Here is a 25,101-nt window from a genome sequence, read left to right on the forward strand (position 1 = left end):
CGCGCCCGCCCCCTCCTCTTCACCACCACCCGCCCGAGGACTAATGGCGGATGTGGGCCTGGAACACCGGCCGTTCGTGAGTGCGGGTTGGGATCGCTGGCCGTCGAGCCGCACCGCCTGGGCCGGGTAGGCGGTAGGCGGCGAATGCTGCGTGATCAGGACGTTCGGGGTCTTGAGGGGATACTTGACGCATGTTGCGCACCTTCCGCCAAGTCGACGTCTTCACCGCCACGCCGTACCAGGGAAACCCGCTCGCGGTGGTCCTCGACGGCGACGGCCTGAGCACCGAGGAGATGCAGCGGTTCGCCCACTGGACGAACCTGTCCGAAACCACCTTCGTCCTGCCCCCCACCGTTCCCGGTGCCGACTACCGGGTGCGGATCTTCACCCCGACGAGCGAGCTGCCCTTCGCCGGACACCCCACGCTGGGCACCTGCCACGCCTGGCTGGAGAACGGAGGCACGCCCAAGGAGCCGGAGACAGTCGTGCAGGAGTGCGGTGCCGGGCTGGTGGCGTTGCGCAGGACGGACGGCGGGCTGGCGTTCGCCGCGCCCGCGCTGCTGCGGTCGGGACCGGTGGACGAGCCGCTCGTCGAGCGCATCGCGGGCATGCTGGGCATCGGCCGCGACGAGATCGTCGACGCCGAGTGGGCCGACAATGGGCCAGGCTGGGTGGCGGTGCTGCTGCGGAGCGCGGACGAGGTGCTCGCACTGCGCCCCGGCCCGATCGACATCGACCTGGGCGTGGTGGGCCCCTATCCGCCGGGGTCGCCGCTCGCGATCGAGCTGCGGGCGTTCTTCCCGGTCAACGGCAGTACGGTCGAGGATCCGGTGACCGGCAGCCTGAACGCCTCGGTCGCCCAGTGGCTGCTGCGCACCGGCCGCCTCACGGCCCCCTACGTGGCCGGCCAGGGCACCATGCTGGGCCGCGCCGGACGCGTCCACATCACCACCGGCCAGAGCCCCGAGGACGGTCAGGAGCCCGTGGTGTGGGTGGGCGGCTCCAGCGTCACGTGCGTTGTCGGCCGGGTCGAACTGTGAACCGTACGCTGTCACCCGGCCGGAGCTGGGCGGCGATCGGCAGGTCCGCCGACCGCACCACGCCGATCACCGGGTAGCCGCCGGTCGGTGGGTGGTCGGTGAGGAAGACGATCGGCTGCCCGCTCGGCGGCACTTGCACCGCCCCCGTCACCATGCCTTCACTGGGCAACTCGCCCTCACGCGCCCGCGACAGCTCTCGGCCGCGCAGGCGTACTCCCACGCGGTTGCTGTCCTGGCTCACCTCGTACGGCTCGGCGCAGAGCTCGGCGAGCGCGTCCGGCGCGAACCAGTCGTCGCGCGGCCCCGGCACCATCCGCAGTACGGCGGGCGGCGGCTCCCCGGCGGGCGCCAGATCCACCGAGATCTCCACCAGGCCCCTGGAGCCGCCCACCGGGAGTACGGTCCCCTGGCGCAGCGGCGCCGGGCCGAGCCCCGACAGCGAATCCGTGGAACGGCTGCCGAGCACCGGCTCTACGGCGATCCCGCCCCGCACTGCCAGGTAGGTCCGCAACCCCCATTCGGGCGCCCCGAACCGCAACTCACTCCCGGCCGGAACCCAGAACGGCACATTCATCCCGGCCCCGAGGGTGGGCGAGCGCCGGGCCTCCTCGGGAACAGACGCGCGCCCGGCCTCACCGGTGATGGGCGACCGCCCGGCCTCCACTGGGCCGGGCCTTCGCCTAGCCTCGACGGGAACGGGCCTTCGCTCAGGCTCGACGGGAAAGGGCCTTCGCTCAGGCTCGACGGGACCGGGTGAAGGCCCGGATCCCACGGCGTCCGGCGGAGGCTCGGACCCCACGGCGGCCGGTGAAGGTCCGGCTCCCACGGGGATAGGGGAAGGCCCGGATAGCGGGCAGGGGGCGCCCGTGACCGCGACCCAGGCGCCCGAGTGGAACGCCAGCCGCGCCCCTCCGTACGTCAGCTCGATCCCCGCCGCGTCCGCGGGGTTGCCGACGAGCCGGTTGCCCAGCCGCAGGCTCGCCTCGTCGGCCGCGCCGGAGCGGGGCACGCCCAGGTGCGCGTAGCCGGGGCGGCCCAGGTCCTGGATGGTCGCGTACGGGCCCGGCGTGAGCACTTCGATCATGCCGGCTCGAACCGTACGCGGGTTCCGGGCCGGAACAGTGACGGCGGCTCGGCGTCGACGTCCCAGATCCGCGTCGTCGTACGGCCCAGCAGCCGCCACCCGCCCGGCGAGGCGGTGGGGTAGATCGCGGAGTAGGGACCGGCGATCGCCACCGAACCGGCGGGCACCGACGTGCGCGGCGTCGCCAGCCGTGGCAGGTGGAGCGCCGGATCCAGCCCGATCAGATACGCGAACCCCGGCGCGAAACCCAGCCAGCCCACCACCAGCTCCCGCCCGGTGTGCCGCGCGATCACATCGTCCACCGACATCCCGGCCAACTCGGCCACGGAATCGAGGTCCTCCCCGTCATAGACAACGGGAATGGCTACGACCCCCTGCCCGGTCCCGGACAGGGCCCCGCCAGGCTCCCGGGACTCAAGCGCCTCGCCAGGCTCTCCGGGCTTGAGCGCCTCGCCGAGCAGTTCGTCGAGCCGCGACCGCAGCAGGCCCTGGTCCGCCCCCGGCGCCACCACCAGCACCGTCTCGGGCCCCGGTACGATCTCCACCACCCCAGCGGGCCGCGCGGCACGCAGCACCGCGTCGAGCCGGTGCGACACGGCCAGCGACCCCGTCTCCACGAGCAGCCCGTGCTCCCCGGCCATCCGGATCATGCGAAGGCCTGCAGGACCACTCCCGCCTCCAGCAGCCCATCGCGTACGGCCTGCGCCAGTCGTACCGCGTCAGGTGTGTCGCCGTGCACGCAGATGGACCGGGCGGAGACCGACACCGGGCTGCCGTCCACGGCGGTCACCCGGCCCTCGACGGCCATCCGCACGGCGCGGGCCGAGACCGTGGCGACATCGTGGATCACCGCTCCGGGCTCGCGCCGCGAGACCAGCGTCCCGGCGGCCGTGTAGGCACGGTCGGCGAACGCCTCGGTGATCGTCGGCACGCCCTCGGCGGCGGCCGCCCCGTGCACCACCGAGCCGGGCAGCGTGAGCACCGGCAGGGAGGTGTCGTAGTCGGCCACGGCCTCGATCACCGCGGCGGCCTGCTCCTCGTCGCGGCAGATGCGGTTGTAGAGCGCGCCGTGCGGCTTGACGTAGGAGACCCGGCCGCCCATGGTCCGCGCGATGCCGTCGACGGCCGCGAGCTGGTAGAGCACCTCGGCGCAGAGCTCCTCCGGCTCGACGTCCATCTCCCTGCGCCCGAAGTGGGCCAGGTCGCGATAGGACACCTGCGCCCCGATCGCCACACCCCGGTCCACGGCGGCCGCGCAGGTGCGCCTGATCGTCACCGGGTCGCCGGCGTGGAACCCGCAGGCGACGTTCGCGCTCGTGACGATGTCGAGCAGCGCCAGGTCGTCGCCCAGCCGCCAGACGCCGAAGCCCTCGCCCAGATCCGCGTTGAGGTCGATCACCATGCTCCCATCATGGCGGTAGCGGCCACCTCAGCGCGACGACGGGGTCACGGACGCCGACCCGCGGCGAGATGGGCGTACACGGGGCTAGAGGGCAGAGCGGGCGCGGCGGGCGTACATCGCGCTAGATCTCGTCAGGGATGTCGGCGATGTCGTCGAGGGCGGAGGCGAGTTCGTCCGGGTCGCCGCCGATTCGCTCGGCGATCTCGATGAGCACGTGCAGCACGTCGTGGCGGTCGTGGCCGAGGTCGAGCAGCCGCTGGGCCGCCTCCCACAGCTGCGGCGGGTCCCCGTCCCACAGCCGCGCGGCGATCTCCTCGTGCCAGGCCAGGTGCTCCTCGTCGATGGCGCCGACGTGGTCGATCTCCAGGAGCGTGCGCCGGTCGGCCTCGTCGGCCGGGTTGAGCGCGTCCAGGTCGATGCCGCCGTGCACGCCCTGCAGGAACGGGAACGCGAAGGCCCGCCTGGCCAGCGCCGACAGGTCGCCGTCCGGCAGCAGCCGCTCCAGCAGCGGCCGGTCCAGGCCGAACGAGGTCGGATCCCGGTACGCCTCCGGGAACTTGCCGGTCGCCTCCCACACGGCGTCCAGCGTGTCCTTGAGCCCCGTGTCGGGCAGGCCGGTGCGGCGGGCGGCGAAGCGGATCCACGCCGACAGTACGTGCGGCATGGCCTCCTGTTCGGCCACGCTTAACATCACCTTGCGCGGCAGCCAGTCGAGCAGGAACGTCTCGCACTTGGTCGGGCTCACCCGCAGCGGCCGGTTGAAGTCCTGCTCGCAGCCGTAGTCGATGATGTGGTCGGCGCACCGCGAGGCCGCCGACGGGTCGGACAGGTGCTCGGCCGCGTCGGAGGCGAGGAACTCCGCGGCCAGCATCGCCCGCCGCTCGCGGCTGTAGGGAGCCTCGATGTGCAGGGGGGCGGGGCGCTTGCGGCCCGGCGGGAGGGCCTTGAGCCGGGCGCGGGCGAAGGCGTGGTAGGCGCTGTAGCTGTCGCTGACCGGCGGCGGGGTCTTCGGCTCCCTGGTGGCCTTCATGGCCGACTCCAGCAGCGCCCTGGCCTGCTGGGGCTCGATCTCCTCGAACAGCAGCATCGGGTTGCCGGCCGCCTCGACCCGTGCCTTGTCCAGCAGTGTGTCGACCTGGGAGGAGACCCAGGCGTCGCGCGCCATGCCCGACATGTTGTGGTCGACGACCATGACCAGCGCGTGCCGGTCCTGCTCGCGCTCGAAGGTCACCGGCGTCTCGCCGCCCGCCTGCTCGTCGCGGGGGCCCTCGCTCCAGCGGTAGCCGAACGTGCAGATCACGGTGTCCTGGTCGCCGTAGGCGTCGCGGGAGACGTAGCAGCCGGTCGGCTTGACCGCGCCCACCCGGTCGGCCCAGCCGGGCCGGGCCACGCCCGATTCCATCATCGCCAGCGCCGCGCCCTCCGCCTTGGCACCCTGGCGGGCCGTGCCGAGATAGGCCAGGCAGATGAGCAGCGTCAGCGACGCCGGAGTGCCGGCCTTGGCGGCGTAGTCGACCAGACCCTCGCCGAGTACCTGTTCGACATCACCACCCCTGACGCGCCTGCCCCACCAGGCTCCGATCATGTCGGAGACCATCAGCTCCGCGTCAAGAGGGCTGCGCACGGCCAGAAGCTCGCGAGCCGCCTGCACCATCTCCTTGAACACATCGTCTGGTGGGGTGCTCTCCCGGGGATCTCGTCGGTGTCGGCGCACGCCCTCACTCTCTCGCATTCCAGGCCGAAACGGTGCGTAGAACGCGGCCTGGTGACCCCGATGTTATCGGGGAGTCCGGGGCGGCGGTGCGGAGTTCACGATCGCCAGTAGATGTTCGCGGGCGATGCGTTCGATGACATCGGGCGTCGGGGAGATGCCGAGGTGCTGCGCGCAGGCGCAGACGTCGGACACGCAACGGTCGATGGTGTCCACGGGTATGGTCAGGAACTCTTCGGCCAGCCTGAGACTGACCGGCTCCCGTAGGAAGCGTGTGGCCAGAGCGAGCATAGATGTGAGATTCCTCTGGAGCCCCCGGGGCAAACCCCCAGGGAATGGATGCAGGGCGACTTGCGCTCCCATTTCATCTTTTCTCGGCTGAGTGTCAAGCCTCCACAACGCTTGTGTTCGCTTCTTCGGAACCGCATTCGTGCGAAGCTGTTCCCATGCGCATCCAGCTCGCCCAGCGGACGGAAGCCGACGATCTCCTCGGCCGAAGCCCGCTCGCCCTGCTCGTCGGCATGCTGCTCGATCAGCAGATCCCGATGGAATGGGCGTTCACGGGGCCTCACACCATCTCCGAACGCCTCGGGCACGACCTCACCGCGGAGGAGATCGCGGCTCGTGATCCCGAGGAGTTCGCCGCGCTGCTGGCCGCCAAGCCGGCCGTGCACCGCTACCCCAAGGCGATGGCGGACCGGGTCCAGCAGCTGGCCGCCTACCTTGTGGAGCACTACGACGGCAATCCCGAGCGGGTCTGGAGTGACGTCGCCGACGGCAAAGAGTTGCTCAACCGGCTCCTGGGACTTCCCGGCTTCGGCAAGCAGAAGGCTCAGATATTTTTGGCATTGCTCGGCAAGCAAATGGGGGTTCAACCGCCAGGATGGCGCGAGGCGGCTGGACCCTATGGCGAGGAGGGGTCGTTGCGTTCGGTAGCGGATGTGGTCGACGCCGACACACTGGGTCGCGTTCGGGCCGCCAAGCAGGAGGCCAAGCGCGCGGCCAAGGCCAAGTAGCCTGATCTTGCTGCGCAACGTGGAGCGATTTTGACAGGATGCGTTGACCGTATGGCGGCCGGGGCTTCCGTCCGCGCCTGCCCATCGCCGATGATGTACTGCAGAATCCGGTCGCCCGGAGCTGCGCTACGCCGATACACAGTTATGGAGATGTGCCGCGTGGGAGACCCTGGCACGCGACGGAGGTGCCGACCATGAGCGCCGAGACCTCCGTTCCCCGTCCCCGGGAGTCGGATGTGGACATCTCAGACTCCGCCCTCTTCAAGGGCATGCTGTCGGAGGCGGAGTTCGCCTTCGCGTTCTTCGACGCCGCCGGCCACGTACAACTGGTCAACGACGTGTTCACCGAGGTCGTCGGCGTACCCGCCGAGCGGCTGGTCGGCCGCGCGCCCGCCGAGACGCTGACGGCCGACCTCAGCCAGCTCATCACCCATGCGGTCCAGGCCGTCACCGAGAGCGACTCTCCGGTCACCGAGAGCCGCGTACGCGTGCGCTCATCCGAGGGGGAGACCAGGCACTGGTCGCTGTCGTTCTCGCCGGTCCACGACGACGCGGGCGAGTTGCGGGCGATCGCGCTCATCGGCCTCGACGTGACCGAGAGCCGCCAGGTCGAAGAGGACCTGCGCCGCAGCGAGGAGCGCTACCGCTCGCTGGTCGAGGCGCAGTCACAGCTCGTCTGGATCACCTCGCCGACCGGTACGGTGGTGGAGGACGCGCCGCAGTGGCGCGCCATCACCGGCCAGGGGCTGGAGGAATACCTCGCCCTGGGCTGGCTGGAGGCCGTGCATCCGGAGGAGCGCCAGCAGACCGAGGAAGCCTGGAAGGAGGCGCTGCGCGGCCGCACCATGTTCGAGTGGAACTACCGCGTGCGCACCCGGGCCAGCGGTTACCGCCACTTCGAGGTGCGGGCCGTGCCCATCATCAGGCACGGCAGGGTCGTGGAGTGGGTCGGCGCCAACACCGACGTGACGCCGCAGCGCGAGGCCGAGGAGATGCGCGGCAGGCTGACCGACCAGCTCGGCGCCGCGGCCCTGCGCACCGCGCGGCTGCAGGGCGCCACCGCCCAGCTGGCCGAGGCGCTCACCGTCGAGCAGGTGGTGCAGGTCATCATCGACGTCGGCCGCACCGCCCTGGCCGCCGACCGTTCCGCGGTCGCGCTGCTCGACCCCGACCGTGCCGCGCTCAAGCTGATCAACGGCGAGGGCGTTCCCGAGGCGTCCGACACGCTCGGCGAGGAGATCCCGCTCTCCTCCTCCAGCGTGATGACGATGGCGGTCAACAGCCGCCGTCCGGTCTTCGCCGAGTCGCCCGACAGGCTGAAATCCCAGCTTCTCGAAGCCGGTGGCGACGAGCAGGTGCTGACCAATTATCTCACGCACAGTGACGAGCGGGCCTGGGTCGGCCTGCCGTTGCTGGCGGCCGGGCGGGCGCTGGGCGCGTTGCGCTTCTCCTTCACCAGACCGCAGAAGATCTCCCAGGAGGACGGCGTCTTCCTGGAGGCGCTCGCCGGGCAGTGCGCGCTCGCCGTGGAGCGGGCCACGCTGTTCGAACGCGAGCACCGCACCGCCGAGACGCTCCAGCGCAGCCTGCTGCCCGACCGCCTGCCGGTGGTCAAGGGCCTGGTGCTGGCCCAGCGGTTCCGCTCGGGCAGCCGTCACGTGCAGGTCGGCGGCGACTGGTACGACGCGTTCGTGCTGCAGGACGGCCGGGTCGCGGCGGTCGTGGGCGACGTCATGGGCAAGGGCGTCAAGGCCGCGGCGGGCATGGGCCGCATCCGCAACGCCATGCGCGCCCTGGCGCTGACCAACCCGCCGCCCGCGGCCGTGCTCACCGGCCTCGACCGGGTCTTCGACGCCACCGAGGAAGAAGAGCAGGTCACGACCCTCGCCTACATGGTGGTCGAGCCCGTCACCGGCGAGGGCACGCTGGCCCTGGCGGGCCATCCGCCGCCCGTCCTGGTCTCCCCGCAGGGCACCGCGGTCCTGGGCGACGTGGAGCCGGGCACGCCGCTGGGCTGGCCGACCAGCCGCCGGCAGTTCCGGTTCGTGGTGCCGCCGGGACACACCGCCGTGCTCTACTCAGACGGCTTGGTGGAGAACCGGAAACGCGGTTTGGACGCAGGACTCGCAGAGCTTTGCAGTGTTGTGACCGAAGCGCCGCCTGAGGTGGTCAGTAGTCCGCACATGTTGCTGGATTTCCTGGTTGACCGGATGTTGTCTGGATATGAACAGGATGATGACGTTACCGCCCTGGCTATCCATGTGCCGCCCGCCACGAAGAGTGACTGAATGAATCAGTCATAAGGGTTGCTTTCGGGTATCAGTGCCGCGCTTACGTACGCACTACTGTCTGGGTCGGCCTAGGGTGGAGGTCAACCGCCGGGAGGTGGCCGTATGGAGTGCGTGGTCGTGCCAGAATGCTGGACAGGTCCGTCGCGATCCGCACGGCCGCACCGTTCTCCGAGAGAGGCAACAGCCCCCCAGCGGGTATCTGGGTCCATAGTCGCCACGCGTTCGTTCGAGAGGTGTTCGTGTCGCCTGCAAGTTCGACTCGCTCGAAGCCACAAGAGCTGAACGAGCCCGTCATTCAGCGACTGCTCGAGCGTGGGCGCTCGCAGGGTTTCCTCGAGTCTGAGGATGTCCGTCAGGCCTTCGAGGAGGCGGACATCCCCATGTCGCACGCCGCCGCATTTTTGCGGAACCTCAGTAAAGAGGGCGTGACCGTGGTGGTGACCGCCGCGGATTCGGCTGCGCCGAAAAAGTCTCGTGGTCCAGCAAAGCGCCGTACCGCTGCCCCCGTCAAGACCAAGGCCGCAGCGGCCGCCAAAGAGCAGCAGCCTGAGACCGTGACCGCGGTCGTGGGCGCCGTTGAAGCCGAGCCCGCCCCCAAGAAGGCGGCTCCCGCCAAGAAGGCCGCTCCGGCGGCGAAGAAGGCGGCCGTGCCCGCCAAGAAGGCCGAGCCGAAGAGCGCTGGGCCTGCCGAGACCAAGCCGAAGAGCCCTGAGGGCGTCGACGACGACGAGGACATCGAGCTCGAGGGAGACGTCGAGCTCGAGGACCTCGAAGACATCGAGGTCGAGGACGAGGAGATCGTCGCCGCGGACGACTCCGACTCCGAGGGCGACTCCGACGACGACACCGAGGACGAGCCCAAGGCCGCCGACGTGGCAGCCGTCGCCGCCACGGAGAAGACCGAGGACGAAGTCCTCATCCTCTCCGACGACGACGATGACGCGCCGGTCGCGCAGGTGGCCGCCGCCGGCGCCACCGCCGACCCGGTCAAGGACTACCTCAAGCAGATCGGCAAGGTCCCCCTGCTCAACGCCGAGCAGGAGGTCGAGCTGGCCAAGCGCATCGAGGCGGGACTGTTCGCCGAGGAGCAGCTGGGCGGCGGCGAGACCGAGGGTCTGCCGGTCGACGTCCGGGCCGAGCTCGAGTGGATCGCCGAGGACGGCCGCCGGGCCAAGAACCACCTGCTGGAGGCCAACCTCCGTCTGGTGGTCTCGCTGGCCAAGCGCTACACCGGACGCGGCATGCTGTTCCTGGACCTGATCCAGGAGGGCAACCTCGGCCTGATCCGCGCGGTCGAGAAGTTCGACTACACCAAGGGCTACAAGTTCTCCACCTACGCCACGTGGTGGATCCGGCAGGCGATCACCCGCGCCATGGCCGACCAGGCGCGGACCATCCGCATCCCGGTCCACATGGTCGAAGTGATCAACAAGCTGGCCCGGGTTCAGCGGCAGATGCTGCAGGACCTCGGCCGGGAGCCCACGCCGGAAGAGCTGGCCCGCGAGCTGGACATGACCCCCGAGAAGGTGGTCGAGGTCCAGAAATACGGTCGCGAGCCCATCTCGCTGCACACCCCCCTCGGTGAGGAGGGCGACAGCGAGTTCGGTGACCTCATCGAGGACTCCGAGGCCATCGTGCCGGCCGACGCCGTCAGCTTCACGCTGCTCCAGGAGCAGCTGCACTCCGTTCTCGACACGTTGTCGGAGCGGGAAGCGGGCGTCGTGTCGATGCGGTTCGGCCTCACGGACGGGCAGCCGAAGACACTCGACGAGATCGGCAAGGTCTACGGGGTGACGCGTGAGCGCATCCGGCAGATCGAGTCGAAGACGATGTCCAAGCTGCGTCACCCGTCCCGGTCCCAGGTGCTGCGCGACTACCTGGACTAACGGAAGATCGTTTCACCCCTGGCCCCGCACAGCTCCGGCTGTGCGGGGCCAGGGGCGTTCATGCCCCTTTGTTGAGGCGTTCCGCCTGGGCGCGGCCGACCGCGCTGGCCCGGCGCAGGTAGTCGGCGATCACGGCCAGCTCCGCGTCTGTGAACGTCTCCATCATCTCGGCGAACGCCTTGCCCGGCGTCTCCCAGGCATCCCCGATCCTGGCCTCGGCCGAGGGCGCGAGGGCGACCAGCGCCCGCCTGCGGTCCGCCGGATCGGTGTGCCGTACGACGAGACCGGCCTTCTCCAGCCGGTCCACCAGGCGGGTGGCGGAGCCGGGCGTCAGCCCCGTCAGCCGGGCGATCTCCCCGGTGCTCACCGGTCCGGTCTCCAGGTCCAGCAGCGCCACGCACTGCAGGTCTGTCGGGTGAATGCCCAGATGGTCGGCCAGCGCCTGATTGAACAGCACATATGCCGCATAGTGCCGCTGGCTCTCATCGATGATCCGCTTCAGCGTTTCCGCTCGGTTTGACACCAGGTTGCTCCGTACCTCATATTTATGTGCGTCACACAATCTTTGTGTGGCGCACTCTTTGTGTCACGTACGCATTCTATCGAGGGGATCCGCATGTCCGCACTCATCCGCGCCTCACCCGTCCAGGTTGACCGGCGGTGGGCCGTCCTGGGCGTCATCATCGCCGCCGCCGTCCTGGACCTGCTCGACGCGACGATCACCAACGTCGCCGCCCCCACCATCGCGGCCGACCTCGGCGGGGGAGCGGCCCTCATCCAGTGGCTCGGCGCCGCGTACGCGCTGGCGCTCGGGGTCCTGCTGGTGGTCGGCGGGCGGCTCGGTGACCGCTACGGCCGTCGCCGCCTCTTCCTTCTCGGCATCACCGGATTCACGCTCGCGTCCGTCGCCTGCGGGCTGGCGGTCAGTCCCGGTGTGCTCATCGGTGCCCGGCTGGTGCAGGGCGGGTTCGGGGCGCTGATGATCCCCCAGGGGTTCGGGATTCTGGGGGCCGTCTTTCCCCGTGATCAGCTTGGCAAGGCCTTCAGCGTGTTCGCCCCCGCGCTTGGCGTCTCGTCGGTCGCAGGGCCGGTGGTGGCGGGCTTTCTGATCGAGGCCGATCTGTTCGGGCTGGGGTGGCGGGCGATGTTCCTGATCAACATCGTGCTCGGGGGCGCCGCGCTCGTCGCCGCCTCCCGGCTCCTGCCCGCCGATGCTCCCGGTGATCGCTCCAGCGGATCCGGGGTGGACGGCGTTGGTGCCGGGGTGCTGGCGGTGACCATGGTGGGTCTCCTGTACGGCCTGATCGACGGCTCGGCCCATGGGTGGACGCTCGTCCCGATCCTGTGCCTGGCCGGTGGGCTGGTGTTCTTCGGCCTGTTCTGCGTACGCCAGCGCACCGCCACCAACCCGCTGATCGAGCCGTCGCTCCTGCGCAACCGCGGCTTCACCGCCGGCCTGGTCCTGGGCATGGTCTTCTTCGCGGCCGTGTCTGGCCTGCTGTACGTGCTCGTGCTGTTCATGCAGTACGGCCTGCGCTTCACGCCCGTACAGGCGGCGCTCGGCCTGGCCCCGGTGGCGGTGGGCATCGTCATCGCCTCGGTGGCCTGCCACCGGCTCATCGACCGGCTCGGCCGCACGCTGATCACCATCGGCCTGACCATCGCGCTGATCGGCACCAGCTGGCTGCTGGCCGTCGTCTCCGGAGTCGTGGACGGCGCCTGGGCGCTCGTCCTCGCGGCGCTGGTCATCGGGCTGGGCATGGGCACCTGCTTCGGCACCATCTATGACGTCACCCTGGGTGACATCGACCCGCGCGAGGCCGGCAGCGCCAGCGGGTCGCTCTCCGCGGTCCAGCAGCTGGCCAACGCCATCGGCGCCGCGGCCGTGACCACCGTCTACTTCCGTACCGGCGATCAGATGGAGGCCGCGACCGGCAGCCTGCTCGTCGTGGTCGTCGCCGTGATCGCCTGCTGCGGCCTGGTGTGGCTCCTACCGCGCAAGGCCCAGCCGCGCCGCCACTGAGAACGCCATACAGAGCTCAGCCGCAGCATGACCCAAGCGGCCTGCATACATAGCCCAAAATCATCACCCAGAAAGGCATTTCCCGATATGACCACCCTTGTTACCGGTGCTCGTGGCGCCGTCGCCACTGAGCTCATCGCCATCCTGCGCCGACGCGGCCTGCCCGTTCGCCCGGCCTCCCGCCAGCCCGGTGACTCGTCGATCATCACGTGCGACCTCAGCGACCCCGCGACGTTCCCCGCCGCGCTGGCCGGCGTCACCTCGGTCTTCCTGTACGCCGAACCGTCGCACATCGACGCCTTCGTCAAGGAGGCGACCGAGGCCGGAGTCGAGCACATCGTGCTGCTGTCGTCCTCCTCCGTGCTCGGCCCGAACCCCGAGGCCAGCCCCCTGGCCAAGTCCCACCTGGACGTGGAGCGCGCCCTGACCGCCGCGCCCGTCCGCAGCACGCTGCTGCGTCCGGGCTCGTTCGCCGGCAACGCGCTGGCCTGGTCCTGGCCCGTCAAGGCCGGCGAGCCGGTGAGCCTGCCGTACCCCAACTCGCACAACGACAGTATCCACGAGGCCGACATCGCCGAGGCGGTCGCCGCTGTGCTCGCCGACCCGGCCCTGGGCGGCCGGCCGTACCTGCTGACCGGGCCCGAATCGATCACCTTCGCCGAGCAGATCCGCATCCTCGGCCACGTGACCGGCAGGGACATCCCCATCAGGAACGTCACGCGGGAGGAGTGGAAGGCGGAGATGGCCGACTACATCCCCGAGCAGTTCGCTGAGCCGTTGCTGGACTGGTGGCAGTCCAACGACGGCGTGCCGGTCGAGATCACCACGGATGTCGAGCGGTTGATCGGCCGCCCCGGCCGTACGTTCGCGGCCTGGGCGGCGGACCACCTGGGCGACTTCACAGGCTGACGTCGAGGGTCCAGGGGCGGTTGGGCCGGGTGGGCTCGATCAGGTGGACCGTGTGGCCGTGGCCGGTGAGGAGCGCGGCCAGTTCGCCGGGTGTGGCGGGATCCGCCCCGGTCTCCAGCAGGGTGCGGGCGATCTCACCGCGGGTCGCCTTCGCCATGTGGCTGACCACCTTGCCATCGCGGAACACCCGTACCGCCACAGACCGCTCCCCGGGCTGCCAGGCTCCCGCGTAGGTGGCCGAACGCAGATCGACCACCAGCCCGTCCAGGCGCTCCAGCTCCTTGGACACCGTTGGCCGCCAGAACGCGGCCAGCCCGCCCAGCACCGGCAGAGTCACTCCCATCGACAGCCGGTACGGAGGTACGCGGTCGGTGATCCGCAACACGCCCCAGAGGCCGGAGAAGATGAGCACCGACTCCTCGGCCCGCTTCCTGGCCTCGTCCGTCAGGGTGCCGAGACCGAGCTTCTCGTACAGGACGCCGGTATAGAGATCGGCCGCCGGGAGGGCCGGAGCGGTTTGGAGCTCCAGGTTTTTGGCCAGTTCGCCTGCCAGGCCGGGCGACAGACCGAGGACGTCGAGGGCGTCACGCCGTCTGGACGCTCTCATGAGCGCGGTCAGTACGCGTTTGCGCGGTCTGTCCAGGGCGGGGAACGAAAGATCCCCTAGAGGAGGACCGCTGCCTTCACCGGCCTTCCCCTCCGAGGGCGGCAACAAAATCAGCACGCCACAGCATAGTCAATGCTCGCCACCCACCGCCCACAGCCTGCCGCCCGCCGCTCACTGCTTGTGTCTGGGTTGCCCTGCCGGCCGGAATGCGGCCGCCGAGGTTTGGCCGCTTCGCGGGAGGTCTGCGCTGGTTGGGTAGGGTGCGCGAGTGGATTTCGACTTGCTGGTTCATGAAGCCTGGCCTGCCTATGAGCAGCGGACGTACGACGGCTGGATCCTTCGCTACGCCGGTGGCGTGACCAAGCGCGCGAACTCCGTGCTCGCCCTGGGACGGCCCGCCGATCTCGCCGGTGCGATCGAGGCGGCCGAGGCCTTCTACGCCGAGAAGGGGCAGCGGAGCGTGTTCTCCGTTGGGGTGGGGGCGATGCCGGGGCTCGACGACGAATTGGCCGCCCGGGGATATGGGGTCGTCGATCCAACCGTGATCATGGTGGGGGACGGCGTGCCGGAGCCTGTTCGTCAGGTGCGGGTCGAGGAGAGCCCCTGGCCGGGATGGCTGGAGACCTGGTGGGCCGTGGACGGGCGCTACGCCGAGGGTGTCGAGGTGGCTGAGCGGATCTGCCGAGGGGTGCCCGCCTTGTACGCCGCGGTCGAGGAGGACGGTCGAGCCGTCGCAGTGGGCCGGGGTGTGCCGCAGGGGGAGACGATCGGGATCTACTGCATGGCCACGTTGCCCCAGGCTCGCCGCCGTGGGCTGGCCAGGAGCGTGTTGCGTGCTCTCGTACGGCGTAGCGGGGCGCGTACGGCCTATTTGGTGACCACCGCGCCGAACGAGGCGGCTCAGGCCCTGTACCGAAGCGAGGGCTTCGAGGCGCGGGCCCGCTATCACTACAGAGTGAGATGAGACGGCCCGAGACATGACGAAACGGCGGTCCCGGGCCTGCCGGGATCGCCGTTCCGCTCCGTGCAATATGTTGTTATCTCATCACGACCAGCGCCGGTTAGCGCTCGTCGTTGGGGGCCACTGTTGGGGTTTCGCTGAGCCGAGCAGACTCGTCCAGGATGTCGGCGCCCTTATCGCGGAGCGCTGCTATGTGCTGACGCCCGTGATGAGCGCAGAACAGCAGCTCCCCACCCACGGGCAGGGTCGCGCGAATGTAGGCCTGGGCGCCGCAACGGTCGCAACGGTCGAGGGCCGTCAGCGGCTTAACGGGGGCGAGAGCTCCAGTCACGTATCGCCTTTCGGGTCACCCCCGCCGAAGCGAGGATCTGGCGTCAGTCACTTGGACAACATCTAACCGGACGTGGACGTTCCCAATCACTGCCCCGCTACGCCGAGAGCAGAATGTGGCCGGAAGTGATGGAGAGCCGTCGCCTGGTAACACCAAACCTGCCGTCATGGCAAGCTTGTACGCGTGCGTAGGGGAAGAACGATAGGCTACGCACACATGTTCGATGCTCAGTTCGACGCTTAGACGTTCGACGCTTAAACGCAGGGGAGCCGGAGTGACGCTAGTGGAGGCGGGTTACACGGCTCGTCACCTGTCGGTGCTTGAGGGGCTGGAAGCGGTCCGCAAGCGCCCTGGCATGTATATCGGGTCAACCGACAGCCGCGGGCTCATGCACTGCCTCTGGGAGATCGTCGACAACGGCGTCGACGAGGCGCTCGCCGGGCACTGCACCCGCATCGAGGTGGAGCTCTATCCAGACGGCTCCATCGAGGTGCGCGACGACGGCCGCGGCATCCCCGTCGACATCGAGCCCAAGAGCGGTCTGGCCGGAGTCGAGCTCGTTTACACCAAGCTCCACGCGGGCGGAAAGTTCGGCGGCGGCTCCTACGGCGCGTCCGGCGGCCTGCACGGCGTGGGCGCCTCCGTGGTTAACGCCCTGTCCGAGCGCCTCGACGTAGAGGTTGACCGTGACGGCCAGATCCACGAGATCAGCTTCCGCCGCGGCGTGCCCGGCATCTTCGACGGCGACGGTCCTAAGGCCAAGTTCAAGAAGAAGTCCGGCCTGCGTGACGGCGGCAAGCTGCCCAAGCGGACCACCGGCACCCGGGTTCGGTTCTGGGCCGACAAGCAGATCTTCCTGCCCGACGCCGAGGTCTCGCTCGACGAGATCCACGTACGCCTGCGCCAGACCGCCTTCCTGGTGCCCGGCCTGACCCTGACCCTGATCGACAGCAGGCACGAGGAGCGGGTCGAGGAGGAGTTCCGCTTCGACGGGGGAATCTCCGAGTTCACCGAGTTCCTGGCCCGCGACGAGGCCGTCTGCGACGTGCTGCGCCTGCAGGGGGTCGGCCACTTCCACGAGACCGTCCCGGTGCTCGACGACCAGGGCCACATGACGGCCACCGAGGTGCAGCGCGAGCTCACCGTCGACGTGGCCGTGCGCTGGGGCAAGGGCTACGACTCGACCATCCGCTCGTTCGTCAACGTCATCGCCACCCCCAAGGGCGGCACCCACCTCACCGGCTTCGAACGCGGCCTGGTCCGCACGATCAACGAGCTGCTGCGCGAGACCCGCCTGCTGAAGAACGGCGACGACCCGGTCAGGGGGGAGGACATCTCCGAGGGCCTGACCGGCGTTGTCACGGTCCGGGTGCCGGAGCCGCAGTTCGAGGGCCAGACCAAGGAGGTGCTGGGCACCTCGGCGGCCACCCGCATCGTCTCCCACGTGGTCTCCCGCGAGCTCAAGGAGCTGTTCGCCAACCCGCCGCGCGGCTACAAGCAGCCCCTGCGCGCCGTGCTGGAGAAGATCGTCGCCGCGGCCAAGGCCCGCATCGCGGCCCGCGAGCACCGCGACAACCAGCGCCGCAAGAGCGCCCTGGAGAACTCCGCGCTCCCCGCCAAGCTCGTCGACTGCCGCAGCGACGACATCGACCGCAGCGAGCTGTTCATCGTCGAGGGCGACTCCGCGCTGGGCACCGCCAAGCTGGCCCGCGACTCGGAGTTCCAGGCCCTCCTGCCGATCCGCGGCAAGATCCTCAACGTGCAGAAGGCGTCCGTGAGCGACATGCTCAAGAACGCCGAGTGCGCCGCGATCATCCAGGTGGTCGGCGCGGGCTCCGGCCGCTCCTTCGACATCGAGGCGGCCCGCTACGGCAAGGTCATCCTGATGGCCGACGCCGACGTCGACGGCGCCCACATCCGCTGCCTGCTGCTGACCCTCTTCCACCGCTACATGCGGCCCATGGTCGAGGCGGGCCGGGTGTTCGCCGCGGTCCCGCCGCTGCACCGCATCGAGCTCACCAACCCCGGCCGCGGCAAGGAGAAGTACATCTACTGCTACTCCGACGCCGAGCTGCAGAAGGTGCTGCGCGACCTGGAGCGACGCGGCCGGCGCTGGAAAGACCCGGTGCAGCGCTACAAGGGTCTGGGCGAGATGGACGCCGACCAGCTCGCGGAGACCACGATGGACCCGCGCCACCGCATCCTGCGCCGCGTCCGCATCGAGGACGCGGAGACGGCGGAGGGGATCTTCAGCCTGCTGATGGGCAGCGACGTGGCTCCGCGCCGCGAGTTCATCGTCAGCAGCGCCGCTGAAGTCGACCGCGACCATATCGACGCCTAGAACGCCCCTTTTCGTCTGCTCGGTTTTGCCTGCTCGGCGCCGTTTTCGCGGGCTCTTCTTTTACGGGCCTTCTTTTACGGGCTTTCTTTTACGGCAGGCACGGTGAGCCCCAGACGCCGTAGCGGGCTGGGGTCTGTCCAGGGGCACGCTCCTCCGGTGGAGCGGGTCGGGCGCCGTGACGCGCGCATGATTGACCGCGGCTTCCGTGTGGTTGGGCCCGTGGTGCCCGAGAGTCCGCCAGGGCCCGCGTTTCAGGCCGCTCTAACAGGACTTGGCGCCTCAGGCCCGTCTTGAGGCACGCCTGGACCTGGTTAGCACGCTCCAGGGCCGCTCAGGCCCGTTCCAGAGCGCACCAGGACCTGCTCAGCACGCCCAGGGCCGTTTCAGTCCTCAGGCTCTTCGCCCAGGCTCGTTTCGGCTCGCGGCGTTCTCGGCTGTCTGCGCCCATCCCTCAGGGCAGGCGCCGGGGCCGTCAAGACGAGCGGCGTGGGGTTGGGCTCACCGGCCGTGAGCTTGGCCAGGCCCGTGCGTGCGACATCGAGTACGCGGTCGACCAGGGGAAGTAGCGCTTCGGTAGCGGTGTCGCAGTGGCGGGCCTCGTGGGTCATGTACAGCTCGCGCAGGCCGCCCACCACGGTGTACGCGGTCAGGCGCGGCGCCAGCGCGTCGGACGGCAGGCCCACGTCCTTGCCGACGGCGGCGGCGATCAGGCGTTCCAGCTCGTAGTAGCTCGCGCGGGCACGGGCGCGGAGATCCTCGTCCTCGGCTATCAGGGTGGCGCGCTTGATGCGCAGGGACCAGGTCTCGCCCGGCTTGCGGCCCTGGTCGGCGTCGCGTTCGTCGAGGGCGTGCATCGTGTCGCGCATCCACTCACCGACGCCGTCGAGCGCGGCGCCCGGCCGGGTGTCCAGGCGCGCTGCCAGCGATGCCGCGGCGAACGGATCATCCGCGAACAGCAGGTCTTCCTTGGTGGCGAAGTGCAGTGTGACGGTCCGCGTCGCGACGTCCGCGTGTTCGGCGATCGCCGCGATGGTCGTGTTGCGGTAGCCGTGCGACGTGAACAGCTCCAGTGCCGAGGCCTGGATCCGCTCGCGGGTCTGCCGCTTCTTCCGATCTCGTCGCCCCTCCATGCGGCAACGATACTACACACACAATTAATACAGTCCATGCTACTGTTATTATGAGACGTATCGACTAGAGGAAGGTGAAGGCGTTGTCCAAGACGTGGTTCATCACCGGCACGTCGAAGGGGTTCGGCCGTGAGTGGGCGGAGGCCGCCCTCGAGCGGGGCGACCGGGTCGTCGCCACCGCGCGCGACCTTGACCACCTGCGTCCCCTGGCCGAGCGGTACGGCGAGGCCGTACTTCCGCTGCGGCTCGACATCACCGACCGCGCGGCCGTCTTCGCCGCCGTGCGGCAGGCGGCCGAGCACTTCGGTGCGCTGGACGTGGTGGTCAACAACGCGGGCTATGGTCACTTCGGCATGGTCGAGGAGCTGACCGAAGCCGAGATCCGCGCCGAGATGGAGACCAACTTCTTCGGCACGCTGTGGGTGACGCAGGCGGTCCTGCCTGTGCTGCGCGCGCAGGGTCACGGCCGGATCATTCAGGTCACCAGCGAGGGCGGCGTCCGGGCGTTCCCCGGCATCGGCGGCTACCACGCGTCGAAGTGGGCGGTGGAAGGGCTGTCGGAATCGCTCCGGCAGGAGGTCGAGCACTTCGGCATCGACGTCATCTGCCTGGAGCCCGGCCCGTACTCGACCGACTTCGGCGGCGGCAGCGTCCGCACTAGTGCCGAGCACCCGGACTACGCCGAGGTCCGCGCCGGCGCCGAAATCGCGTGGGACCTCGGTGACCCTAGGGCGACCCGCGGGCCGATCCTGGAGTTGGCCGACACCGACGACCCGCCGGCGCGGATCTTCTTCGGCAAGTCGTTGGAGCCGGTCGCGGCCGAGTACGAGGAACGACTTGCCACGTGGCGGAAGTGGCAGCCGGTGGCGTTGGCGGCATTCCGTTGATCGTGCACAGCGGACTGAGGCCCAGGTCTGACAAGTCGGTCAGCGTCGAGGCACGCCGAGCGATCGCGCCTCTCGGCCCCGGTCCGGCCAGCGCGCCCGGTTCCAGCGCGCCCGGTCTCATCGCGCCCCAGCCTGGGCCGCTCAGCGCGCCCGGCCTAGCCCGCGCCCCGCAGCCCGGGTCTGCTCCGTCTAGGCTCGGTCGCTCCCATCCGGTCCGTCCAGGTCCGGTCGTTTCGACCACATCACGTCGGCTGGGAGATGTCCTCGTGGGTGGTGCCCGCTGACGTCACGGATCGGAATCGGGATCGGGGCCGGGCCGGGGCCGGGGCCGGGATCGGGATCGGGATCGGATGGGATTTGGGACGGGGCGGGGCCGGATTGGGATGAGACCGGGACCGACCGAGACCGGGACCGAGGCCGGGACCAAGGCCGGGGCCGGGGCCGAGGTCAGGCTGGGGGCGCAGGCAGGGGTGGCGCCGGGAGCTGGACCGGGGCGGAGGCCGGGGCTGAGGACCAGGCCGGGGCAGGGCTGGGGCGCAGGCGGGGCCCGGGGTGCGGGGCGGGGGCCAGTCCGGTGTCGGGGCTGGAACACAGGCGAGACCCGGGGCCCGGGATTCGGGCGGGGACCGGGGAGGGGTTCGGTCTGTTGTCAGGTGGGGCGCAAGGTGCTGGTGTCCAGGACTGGCCACAGGTTGGTGATCTGGTTGTCCTTGAGTTCGAAGATGACGCAGGCCCTGATCTCCACGGGCTGGTTTGTTGGTGGGACGCCGAAGAACGTGCCGGTGTGGGTGCCGCTCAAGATCCACCTGGTGGCAACTTTGTTGTCTTCTGCGATCATGTCCTGGATGTCGAAGTGCATGTCTGGGAGGGCTGAGCGGATGTGGGTGGAGATCTGCTTGACGCGTTCCGGGCCGGGTGGGTCGTTGGGGGCGGTGGAGAGGGTGCTGGCGATGATCTCGTCGGCTACCTCCAACTTGCCCTGGTTGAGTACCTCGTCGTACAGGCGCATGACGACGTCCTTCATCGGGATATCCTTCCGATTGGCTAGTTGCTAGAGATGCTTATCTCTAGTTTTCCTAGATATTTGAAAAGCTAGAGAATTTGGTGGGCGATGTCAAGACGTGCGACCTTGGTGACCGCGTTGCTCGAAGCGCTGCGCAAGACCAACGTGCTTTCGGTCTCGATGAGTCAGGCGGCTGCGGGGCGCATCGGCATCAACACCACCGATCTCCACTGCCTCAACCTGTTGAGTGAAGGAGCCCTGACGGCCAGCGAACTGGCGCGGCGGGCCGGGATCACCACCGCGTCCGTCACCGGGGTCATCGATCGGCTCGAAGCAGTGGGATATGTGCGGCGGGAGCGGGACGACGCCGATCGGCGGAAGGTCGTGGTGACGCTCGTGCTGGAGCGGGCGGCGGTGGATGTGGCGCCGGTGTTCACACCGCTGATCAAGGCGTGGCGGGCTTCGTTGAGTGATTACAGCGATGAGCAGCTTGAGGTGATCACCGACTTCATGAACAAGACGCAGGCCGTGTTCCAGGACGAGGTCGAGCAGATGCGCTCCGGCCCGACGAGCTGACACCCCCGCCCTCGACTCCTCCAGGCACGCTGAGCCCGTCCGGAGGACGAGCGTGTCCCCACGCGCCGAGTTCGTTCGGACATGCCGAAGGGGGCCGGGGGGAGCCCGGCCCCCTTCGGGGTTTCAGGTGATGGTCAGCGCCAGTAGATGACCGTCAGGGTCGGGGGCTTGACGCCCTCGTCCTTGTTCTCCGACGCGGCGAAGGCGCGCCAGTTGGTGGCCTCCGTCTCGTCGGCGCCCTTCAGCTGTACGCCGTAGTTGGCGGCGCCCGAGGCCCACGCCTTGGCCATGGTGGTCACCGGCCACGACAGGTAGCCGGCGCCCCCGGCGCACGGTGCGGTCCAGGTGCGGCCGCGGCCCGCGCGGTTCGTCGCCTGGCCCTCTGTGGTGGTGGTGGGCTTGTTGTCCCAGTTCAGGTCGGTCTCGTCCCACGAGCTGGTGATCCGCTGGGCGGTGAGGCCGGAACCTACGCGGAGGCCGCAGGCGTTCGTCTCCAGGTTCCACATCGCCATGTTGGCGAAGATGACCCGCTTGCCGGTCAGCTTGTGGGTGTCGAACTTGACCAGGCTGCGCATGACGTCGCCGCCCTGGCCGTTCTCCCAGGGCATCGTGCCCGCGATGATCATCGGGTCACCGGGGTGCGAGGCCCAGGAGGTGGCGACGTCGGTGTCCGTCACGCTCGGCAGCGTGATCACCGGGTCGACGGTCACCGGGTAGACGCGCGCCGGGTCCGCCAGGAACTTGGCGTCCGGCTTGAGCACGAGGACCTTGGTGCCGTTCTGCGTCTCGACCGTGGTGTCGATCTTCGAGAGCGAGTCGCCGCGGGGCTTGCCGTGACCCTTCGAGTCCCACATGACCGGCTGCGGCCCGGCGGCGATCACCTTGTCGCCGGCCGTACTGGTGAGGAGAAGGCGGCCGTCGGCCGACTCGGACAGATCGACGCCTTCGGTCTGTACGGGAATGCGGAGCTCCAGCGGACCGGAGGGCTTCTCGCGCAGAACGACGTCGTGACGGAATCCCGTCGGCAGGACAGTGACGACGAGGTCGGCCCCCGGGCCCGCCGCGTCGGTGAAGGTGGCGACGTTCGCCTTGACGACCGGCTTGGGCAGCGCGGTCGGCCACTTGAGCGAGAACACGCGGCCGTTGTCGTCGGTCATCTTCGCCAGCGTGCCCTCGCCGCCGTTGGAGACCTCGACCTGGGCACGTGAGGCACGCGGCTTCAGTACCGCGCCGTCGGCGACGAGTGAGGTGTCGATGGGCACCCACTGGCCGTTCTGCTGCACCTGGGACGGGCCCGAGGTGATGGTCGCGGTGAAGCTGCCGTCGGGGTTGGCGACGGTGGTGCTGGACTCGTCCGACAGGCTCGGCACGGGTACGGGCTTGCCGTCGGCGGCGGCCTGGGCCGACGCGACGTCCTCCGCGCTCTGGCCGGTGGCGGCCAGAGCGGCCGAAGCCGGGATGGCCGTGGCGGCGGTGAGCACGGTCACGGCGCTGAGCCCGAGGGCCAGGCGGCCCATGGAACGGTTGAGAGACTTACGCAAAATCAATGTCCTAACGATCGATGGGTGTGGAGTAGCGCGCGAATGCGCTGACTTCAGGGCGTCGGGCGGGGGACTGACCCCCGGCGACGATCACCGATCGTTAGGCGGTGCCGGATTGATCGTTGACATGACATCCCCGTTTCTGTCGCGGCGACAAGATCGCCGACGGGTCACAGGGATATCACAGGTAACAGCACGGCAAAGTGGGGGATCGCTTTGGTGCGATATTTCTCACAAAACGTAGAGTTATCGGGTTAGGCGGAGAGTCATACCAGGTCGACCGGCAGCAGTTTGCCCGTGTGCACGTCATAGATCGCGCCGCTCACCGGCAGGCCCGGCGGCAGGAAGGGCGAGGAGCGGATCCGCGTCAGGTCATGGCGCAGGGCCGCGTCCTGGTCGGGGACGGTGTGGAACTCCAGACTGCGGGTGTCGACCCCGTGCCGCTGGGTGAGCTCGTACACATCGGTGTCGGTGACCTTGGACATGCCGCAGTCGGTGTGGGGCATCACCAGGACGCGTTCTACGCCGAGCAGGTAGACGGCCAGGACGAGGGTGCGCAGGACGTCGTCCGTCACGCGCGCGCCCGCGTTCCGCAGGATCTTGGCGTCGCCCGCCTTCAGGCCCAGCAGGCCAAGGGGGTCGATGCGGGAGTCCATGCAGGTCACGACGCCGAGTCCGCGAGCGGCCCGGCCGGTCAGTTCGGAATTCCGGAATTTAGCAGCATATTTCGCATTGGCGGAAATCAGGTCATCGAACTGGCTCATGTGACAGATGATTCCTCACGTCCGTTTCGTAGCGGTTCCCGGGGTGGCGACACGGCGGAAGTTGCCCAAGGTCCCACGCGCGACACTCACTTTGCGTGATGATGTCGTAGCCCAACGTATGAACAGCCCCATGTGTGATCGAAGAAGGTTGTCGTGAGTAGGTCCGAATCGCTCGCCGCGTACCTGCGTACCCATGCCTGGCGCCGCCTCGACCGTGTGGAGACCCGAGACGACGGCCTCAACGCGAGGTGCGCGCTGGCGCTCCTCGACGCGGCCGCCTACGCGGGCGGCCTGCCCGACGACGACCCGCTCATCGTGCTGCTCGACCAGGCAGGCTGCTTCGGGCCGCTGGGTTGTGACGACTTCGACCCCGGAGAGGCCGGCTTCCGGCTGATCCGGGGCTGGCAGGGCGAGCCCCACGAACTCCTGCTCGCCCTGCCGGCCGCCATCGCGACCTCCGCCTGACGTCCCATCACCACTTCCGCCGACGTCCGGCAGGGGTCAGGCCGGCGTGCTCACCTGGCTTCCACCGCCACCCGCGCCTGACATCTGGCAGTGGTCAGGCGGGCGCGTTGCCTGGCTTCCACTTGATGCCGCAGCCGAGTGACGGGTTCTGCTCCTCGCTCACCGGGTCGCCCGCCAACAGGGCGTCGATCGCCGCGCGCAACGAGGCCCCCGTCACCGGTACGGAATTACCGGGCCGGGCATCGTCGAACTCGCCGCGGTACGCCAGCCGGAACGACGCGTCGTACAGGAAGAAGTCAGGCGTGCACGCCGCCCGATACGCCTTGGCCGTCTCCTGCGTCTCGTCGAGCAGATAGGGGAACGGGAAGCCCGCCCGCGCCGCCTGCTCGGCCAGGTGTGTCGGGTCGTCATCGGGGTAGTTCACGCTGTCGTTGCTGCAGATGGCGACCATCGACAGTCTGGGGCCGTAGTCGGTGGCCAGGGTGCTGAGGCCGCGCTCGATGTGCCGTACGTAGGGGCAGTGGTTCGACAGGAACGCCACGAGGATGGCGGGCGAATCCTTGAGATCCGCGAGCGAGACGCTGCCGCCGTGGATCGCGGTCAGATGGAAATCGGGCGCTGGAGAACCGAGTGGGACCATGAACGAGTTGGCAGCCATGGCATCCATTGTCGCTGTTGGCCCCGACGAAACCGTCGGTGGTCATCGGTATGAGAGTCTCGGAGGTAAGTAATGAACGGCATCGCGGAGTTCCGGACCACGGTCCTCGATTGTGCCCATCCGATGGAGCTGGCCCAGTTCTATTCGCGGTTGCTCGGCTGGCCCATCCTGGAGGGGTCCGACGAGGAGTGGGCCGTTGTCACCAATGGAGGCCCGCCCGCGCGGGTGGCCTTCCAGGCCGTCGACGACTACCGGCCGCCGGTCTGGCCCAGTGCGGAGCATCCCCAGCAGATGCACATCGACGTGACGGTCAGCGACATGGACAAGGCCGAGGCCCAGGTGCTGGAGATCGGCGCCACCAAGCACGAGCACCAGCCGAGCGATGACGACTCCTTCCGCGTCTTCCTCGACCCGGCAGGCCACACGTTCTGCCTCTGCAGGGACGTCTGACAGACGAGTGGACCGGCTTCTGGCG

Annotated in this window: 25 protein-coding genes; 12 read left to right on the top strand and 13 right to left on the bottom strand. The window is 69.2% G+C overall.

All coding sequences use genetic code 11. The annotated features are described in order from the left end of the window. Positions 1-191 precede the first annotated feature (191 nt). On the top strand, positions 192-1,040 hold the full coding sequence (locus AB0C30_RS06445) for a PhzF family phenazine biosynthesis protein (RefSeq protein ID WP_357940278.1): 849 nt from the start codon (positions 192-194) through the stop codon (positions 1,038-1,040). Here the strand turns inward: AB0C30_RS06445 and AB0C30_RS06450 are convergent. The 5 genes from AB0C30_RS06450 to AB0C30_RS06470 all read right to left on the bottom strand — a co-directional run bounded on the left by AB0C30_RS06450 (position 1,009) and on the right by AB0C30_RS06470 (position 5,528). Continuing rightward, on the bottom strand, positions 1,009-2,124 hold the full coding sequence (locus AB0C30_RS06450; protein WP_357940280.1) for a biotin-dependent carboxyltransferase family protein: 1,116 nt from the start codon (positions 2,122-2,124) through the stop codon (positions 1,009-1,011). The genes AB0C30_RS06445 and AB0C30_RS06450 overlap by 32 nt on opposite strands. After that, on the bottom strand, positions 2,121-2,765 hold the full coding sequence (locus AB0C30_RS06455; protein WP_357940282.1) for an allophanate hydrolase subunit 1: 645 nt from the start codon (positions 2,763-2,765) through the stop codon (positions 2,121-2,123). Before AB0C30_RS06455 ends, AB0C30_RS06450 begins: the two co-directional genes overlap by 4 nt. Before the next feature lie 5 nt (positions 2,766-2,770). Continuing rightward, on the bottom strand, positions 2,771-3,526 hold the full coding sequence (locus AB0C30_RS06460) for a 5-oxoprolinase subunit PxpA (RefSeq protein WP_357940284.1): 756 nt from the start codon (positions 3,524-3,526) through the stop codon (positions 2,771-2,773). A 121-nt stretch (positions 3,527-3,647) separates the two neighbouring features. Next, a complete protein-coding gene (locus AB0C30_RS06465) occupies positions 3,648-5,180 on the bottom strand; it encodes a hypothetical protein (RefSeq protein ID WP_357941466.1) in 1,533 nt (510 codons plus the stop codon). A 123-nt stretch (positions 5,181-5,303) separates the two neighbouring features. Continuing rightward, entirely contained in the window at positions 5,304-5,528 is a 225-nt protein-coding gene (locus AB0C30_RS06470) for a hypothetical protein (RefSeq protein ID WP_225288959.1), read from the bottom strand. Between the two features lie 155 nt (positions 5,529-5,683). On the opposite strand from AB0C30_RS06470, the gene AB0C30_RS06475 reads away from it, so the two are divergent. From AB0C30_RS06475 to AB0C30_RS06485, 3 genes are all read left to right on the top strand, one after another. Then, positions 5,684-6,253 (top strand): HhH-GPD-type base excision DNA repair protein, encoded by a 570-nt coding sequence (locus AB0C30_RS06475; protein WP_357940286.1) that lies wholly within the window; start codon positions 5,684-5,686, stop codon positions 6,251-6,253. A gap of 194 nt (positions 6,254-6,447) precedes the next feature. Then, on the top strand, positions 6,448-8,541 hold the full coding sequence (locus AB0C30_RS06480) for a SpoIIE family protein phosphatase (RefSeq protein ID WP_357940288.1): 2,094 nt from the start codon (positions 6,448-6,450) through the stop codon (positions 8,539-8,541). Positions 8,542-8,783: 242 nt separating this feature from the next. Beyond that, positions 8,784-10,430, top strand: a complete 1,647-nt coding sequence (locus AB0C30_RS06485; protein ID WP_357940290.1) for an RNA polymerase sigma factor — start codon at positions 8,784-8,786, stop codon at positions 10,428-10,430. A gap of 58 nt (positions 10,431-10,488) precedes the next feature. Here the strand turns inward: AB0C30_RS06485 and AB0C30_RS06490 are convergent, their stop codons facing one another. Further along, complete coding sequence (locus AB0C30_RS06490; protein ID WP_357940292.1) at positions 10,489-10,953, bottom strand: MarR family transcriptional regulator; 465 nt, start codon at positions 10,951-10,953, stop codon at positions 10,489-10,491. A gap of 93 nt (positions 10,954-11,046) precedes the next feature. On the opposite strand from AB0C30_RS06490, the gene AB0C30_RS06495 reads away from it, so the two are divergent. Both AB0C30_RS06495 and AB0C30_RS06500 read left to right on the top strand, forming a co-directional pair. After that, positions 11,047-12,453 (top strand): MFS transporter, encoded by a 1,407-nt coding sequence (locus AB0C30_RS06495; RefSeq protein ID WP_357940294.1) that lies wholly within the window; start codon positions 11,047-11,049, stop codon positions 12,451-12,453. Between the two features lie 87 nt (positions 12,454-12,540). Next, complete coding sequence (locus AB0C30_RS06500) at positions 12,541-13,362, top strand: NAD(P)H-binding protein (RefSeq protein ID WP_357940296.1); 822 nt, start codon at positions 12,541-12,543, stop codon at positions 13,360-13,362. On the opposite strand, the gene AB0C30_RS06505 is transcribed toward AB0C30_RS06500, so the two are convergent. Next, the gene (locus AB0C30_RS06505; protein ID WP_357940298.1) at positions 13,352-14,086 is read right to left on the bottom strand and encodes a peroxide stress protein YaaA; all 735 of its coding nucleotides are present in this window, start codon (positions 14,084-14,086) and stop codon (positions 13,352-13,354) included. The two genes, AB0C30_RS06500 and AB0C30_RS06505, sit on opposite strands and share 11 nt — an antisense overlap. A 151-nt stretch (positions 14,087-14,237) precedes the next feature. Here AB0C30_RS06505 and AB0C30_RS06510 point away from each other — a divergent pair, with 151 nt between their 5' ends. After that, the gene (locus tag AB0C30_RS06510; protein WP_357940300.1) at positions 14,238-14,933 is read left to right on the top strand and encodes a GNAT family N-acetyltransferase; all 696 of its coding nucleotides are present in this window, start codon (positions 14,238-14,240) and stop codon (positions 14,931-14,933) included. A 97-nt stretch (positions 14,934-15,030) separates the two neighbouring features. Here the strand turns inward: AB0C30_RS06510 and AB0C30_RS06515 are convergent, their stop codons facing one another. Continuing rightward, on the bottom strand, positions 15,031-15,261 hold the full coding sequence (locus AB0C30_RS06515; RefSeq protein WP_357940303.1) for a hypothetical protein: 231 nt from the start codon (positions 15,259-15,261) through the stop codon (positions 15,031-15,033). Between the two features lie 274 nt (positions 15,262-15,535). Between AB0C30_RS06515 and AB0C30_RS06520 the strand changes: the two genes are divergently transcribed. Next, positions 15,536-17,602, top strand: a complete 2,067-nt coding sequence (locus AB0C30_RS06520) for a DNA topoisomerase IV subunit B (protein ID WP_357940305.1) — start codon at positions 15,536-15,538, stop codon at positions 17,600-17,602. 383 nt (positions 17,603-17,985) lie between these two features. Here the strand turns inward: AB0C30_RS06520 and AB0C30_RS06525 are convergent, their stop codons facing one another. Further along, positions 17,986-18,732: a TetR/AcrR family transcriptional regulator gene (locus AB0C30_RS06525; protein ID WP_357940307.1), complete on the bottom strand. Its 747-nt coding sequence runs from the start codon at positions 18,730-18,732 to the stop codon at positions 17,986-17,988. A gap of 83 nt (positions 18,733-18,815) precedes the next feature. On the opposite strand from AB0C30_RS06525, the gene AB0C30_RS06530 reads away from it, so the two are divergent. Next, positions 18,816-19,619, top strand: coding sequence for an SDR family NAD(P)-dependent oxidoreductase (locus AB0C30_RS06530; RefSeq protein ID WP_357940309.1), 804 nt, complete (start codon positions 18,816-18,818; stop codon positions 19,617-19,619). Between the two features lie 649 nt (positions 19,620-20,268). Here AB0C30_RS06530 and AB0C30_RS06535 read toward each other — a convergent pair. Further along, positions 20,269-20,643, bottom strand: coding sequence for an ester cyclase (locus tag AB0C30_RS06535; RefSeq protein WP_357940311.1), 375 nt, complete (start codon positions 20,641-20,643; stop codon positions 20,269-20,271). 108 nt (positions 20,644-20,751) lie between these two features. Between AB0C30_RS06535 and AB0C30_RS06540 the strand changes: the two genes are divergently transcribed. Then, complete coding sequence (locus AB0C30_RS06540; RefSeq protein WP_357940313.1) at positions 20,752-21,198, top strand: MarR family transcriptional regulator; 447 nt, start codon at positions 20,752-20,754, stop codon at positions 21,196-21,198. A gap of 134 nt (positions 21,199-21,332) precedes the next feature. Here AB0C30_RS06540 and AB0C30_RS06545 read toward each other — a convergent pair whose 3' ends face one another. Both AB0C30_RS06545 and AB0C30_RS06550 read right to left on the bottom strand, forming a co-directional pair. After that, positions 21,333-22,715: a DNRLRE domain-containing protein gene (locus AB0C30_RS06545; protein WP_357940315.1), complete on the bottom strand. Its 1,383-nt coding sequence runs from the start codon at positions 22,713-22,715 to the stop codon at positions 21,333-21,335. Positions 22,716-23,005: 290 nt separating this feature from the next. After that, positions 23,006-23,503 (bottom strand): carbonic anhydrase, encoded by a 498-nt coding sequence (locus AB0C30_RS06550; RefSeq protein ID WP_357940317.1) that lies wholly within the window; start codon positions 23,501-23,503, stop codon positions 23,006-23,008. Between the two features lie 153 nt (positions 23,504-23,656). On the opposite strand from AB0C30_RS06550, the gene AB0C30_RS06555 reads away from it, so the two are divergent. After that, complete coding sequence (locus AB0C30_RS06555; RefSeq protein ID WP_357940319.1) at positions 23,657-23,968, top strand: hypothetical protein; 312 nt, start codon at positions 23,657-23,659, stop codon at positions 23,966-23,968. A 94-nt stretch (positions 23,969-24,062) separates the two neighbouring features. Here AB0C30_RS06555 and AB0C30_RS06560 read toward each other — a convergent pair whose 3' ends face one another. Next, a complete protein-coding gene (locus tag AB0C30_RS06560; RefSeq protein ID WP_357940321.1) occupies positions 24,063-24,626 on the bottom strand; it encodes a thioredoxin family protein in 564 nt (187 codons plus the stop codon). 72 nt (positions 24,627-24,698) lie between these two features. Between AB0C30_RS06560 and AB0C30_RS06565 the strand changes: the two genes are divergently transcribed. Continuing rightward, positions 24,699-25,076 carry a VOC family protein gene (locus AB0C30_RS06565; RefSeq protein WP_357940323.1) on the top strand — a complete coding sequence of 126 codons (378 nt, stop codon included), beginning with the start codon at positions 24,699-24,701 and terminating at the stop codon, positions 25,074-25,076. The last annotated feature ends 25 nt before the right edge of the window (positions 25,077-25,101 follow it).

The organism is Nonomuraea sp. NPDC048901, from assembly GCF_040649695.1.
In the GTDB taxonomy this organism is placed as follows: domain Bacteria; phylum Actinomycetota; class Actinomycetes; order Streptosporangiales; family Streptosporangiaceae; genus Nonomuraea.

Bases quoted from the DNA above. Each gene is read 5' to 3' on its own strand.
- AB0C30_RS06445 (WP_357940278.1), top strand. From the start codon at position 192: ATGTTGCGCACCTTCCGCCAAGTCGACGTCTTCACCGCCACGCCGTAC.
- AB0C30_RS06450 (WP_357940280.1), bottom strand. From the start codon at position 2,124: ATGATCGAAGTGCTCACGCCGGGCCCGTACGCGACCATCCAGGACCTG.
- AB0C30_RS06455 (WP_357940282.1), bottom strand. From the start codon at position 2,765: ATGGCCGGGGAGCACGGGCTGCTCGTGGAGACGGGGTCGCTGGCCGTG.
- AB0C30_RS06460 (WP_357940284.1), bottom strand. From the start codon at position 3,526: ATGGTGATCGACCTCAACGCGGATCTGGGCGAGGGCTTCGGCGTCTGG.
- AB0C30_RS06465 (WP_357941466.1), bottom strand. From the start codon at position 5,180: ATGGTGCAGGCGGCTCGCGAGCTTCTGGCCGTGCGCAGCCCTCTTGAC.
- AB0C30_RS06470 (WP_225288959.1), bottom strand. From the start codon at position 5,528: ATGCTCGCTCTGGCCACACGCTTCCTACGGGAGCCGGTCAGTCTCAGG.
- AB0C30_RS06475 (WP_357940286.1), top strand. From the start codon at position 5,684: ATGCGCATCCAGCTCGCCCAGCGGACGGAAGCCGACGATCTCCTCGGC.
- AB0C30_RS06480 (WP_357940288.1), top strand. From the start codon at position 6,448: ATGAGCGCCGAGACCTCCGTTCCCCGTCCCCGGGAGTCGGATGTGGAC.
- AB0C30_RS06495 (WP_357940294.1), top strand. From the start codon at position 11,047: ATGTCCGCACTCATCCGCGCCTCACCCGTCCAGGTTGACCGGCGGTGG.
- AB0C30_RS06500 (WP_357940296.1), top strand. From the start codon at position 12,541: ATGACCACCCTTGTTACCGGTGCTCGTGGCGCCGTCGCCACTGAGCTC.
- AB0C30_RS06525 (WP_357940307.1), bottom strand. From the start codon at position 18,732: ATGGAGGGGCGACGAGATCGGAAGAAGCGGCAGACCCGCGAGCGGATC.
- AB0C30_RS06535 (WP_357940311.1), bottom strand. From the start codon at position 20,643: ATGAAGGACGTCGTCATGCGCCTGTACGACGAGGTACTCAACCAGGGC.
- AB0C30_RS06545 (WP_357940315.1), bottom strand. From the start codon at position 22,715: ATGGGCCGCCTGGCCCTCGGGCTCAGCGCCGTGACCGTGCTCACCGCC.
- AB0C30_RS06550 (WP_357940317.1), bottom strand. From the start codon at position 23,503: ATGAGCCAGTTCGATGACCTGATTTCCGCCAATGCGAAATATGCTGCT.
- AB0C30_RS06560 (WP_357940321.1), bottom strand. From the start codon at position 24,626: ATGGCTGCCAACTCGTTCATGGTCCCACTCGGTTCTCCAGCGCCCGAT.
- AB0C30_RS06565 (WP_357940323.1), top strand. From the start codon at position 24,699: ATGAACGGCATCGCGGAGTTCCGGACCACGGTCCTCGATTGTGCCCAT.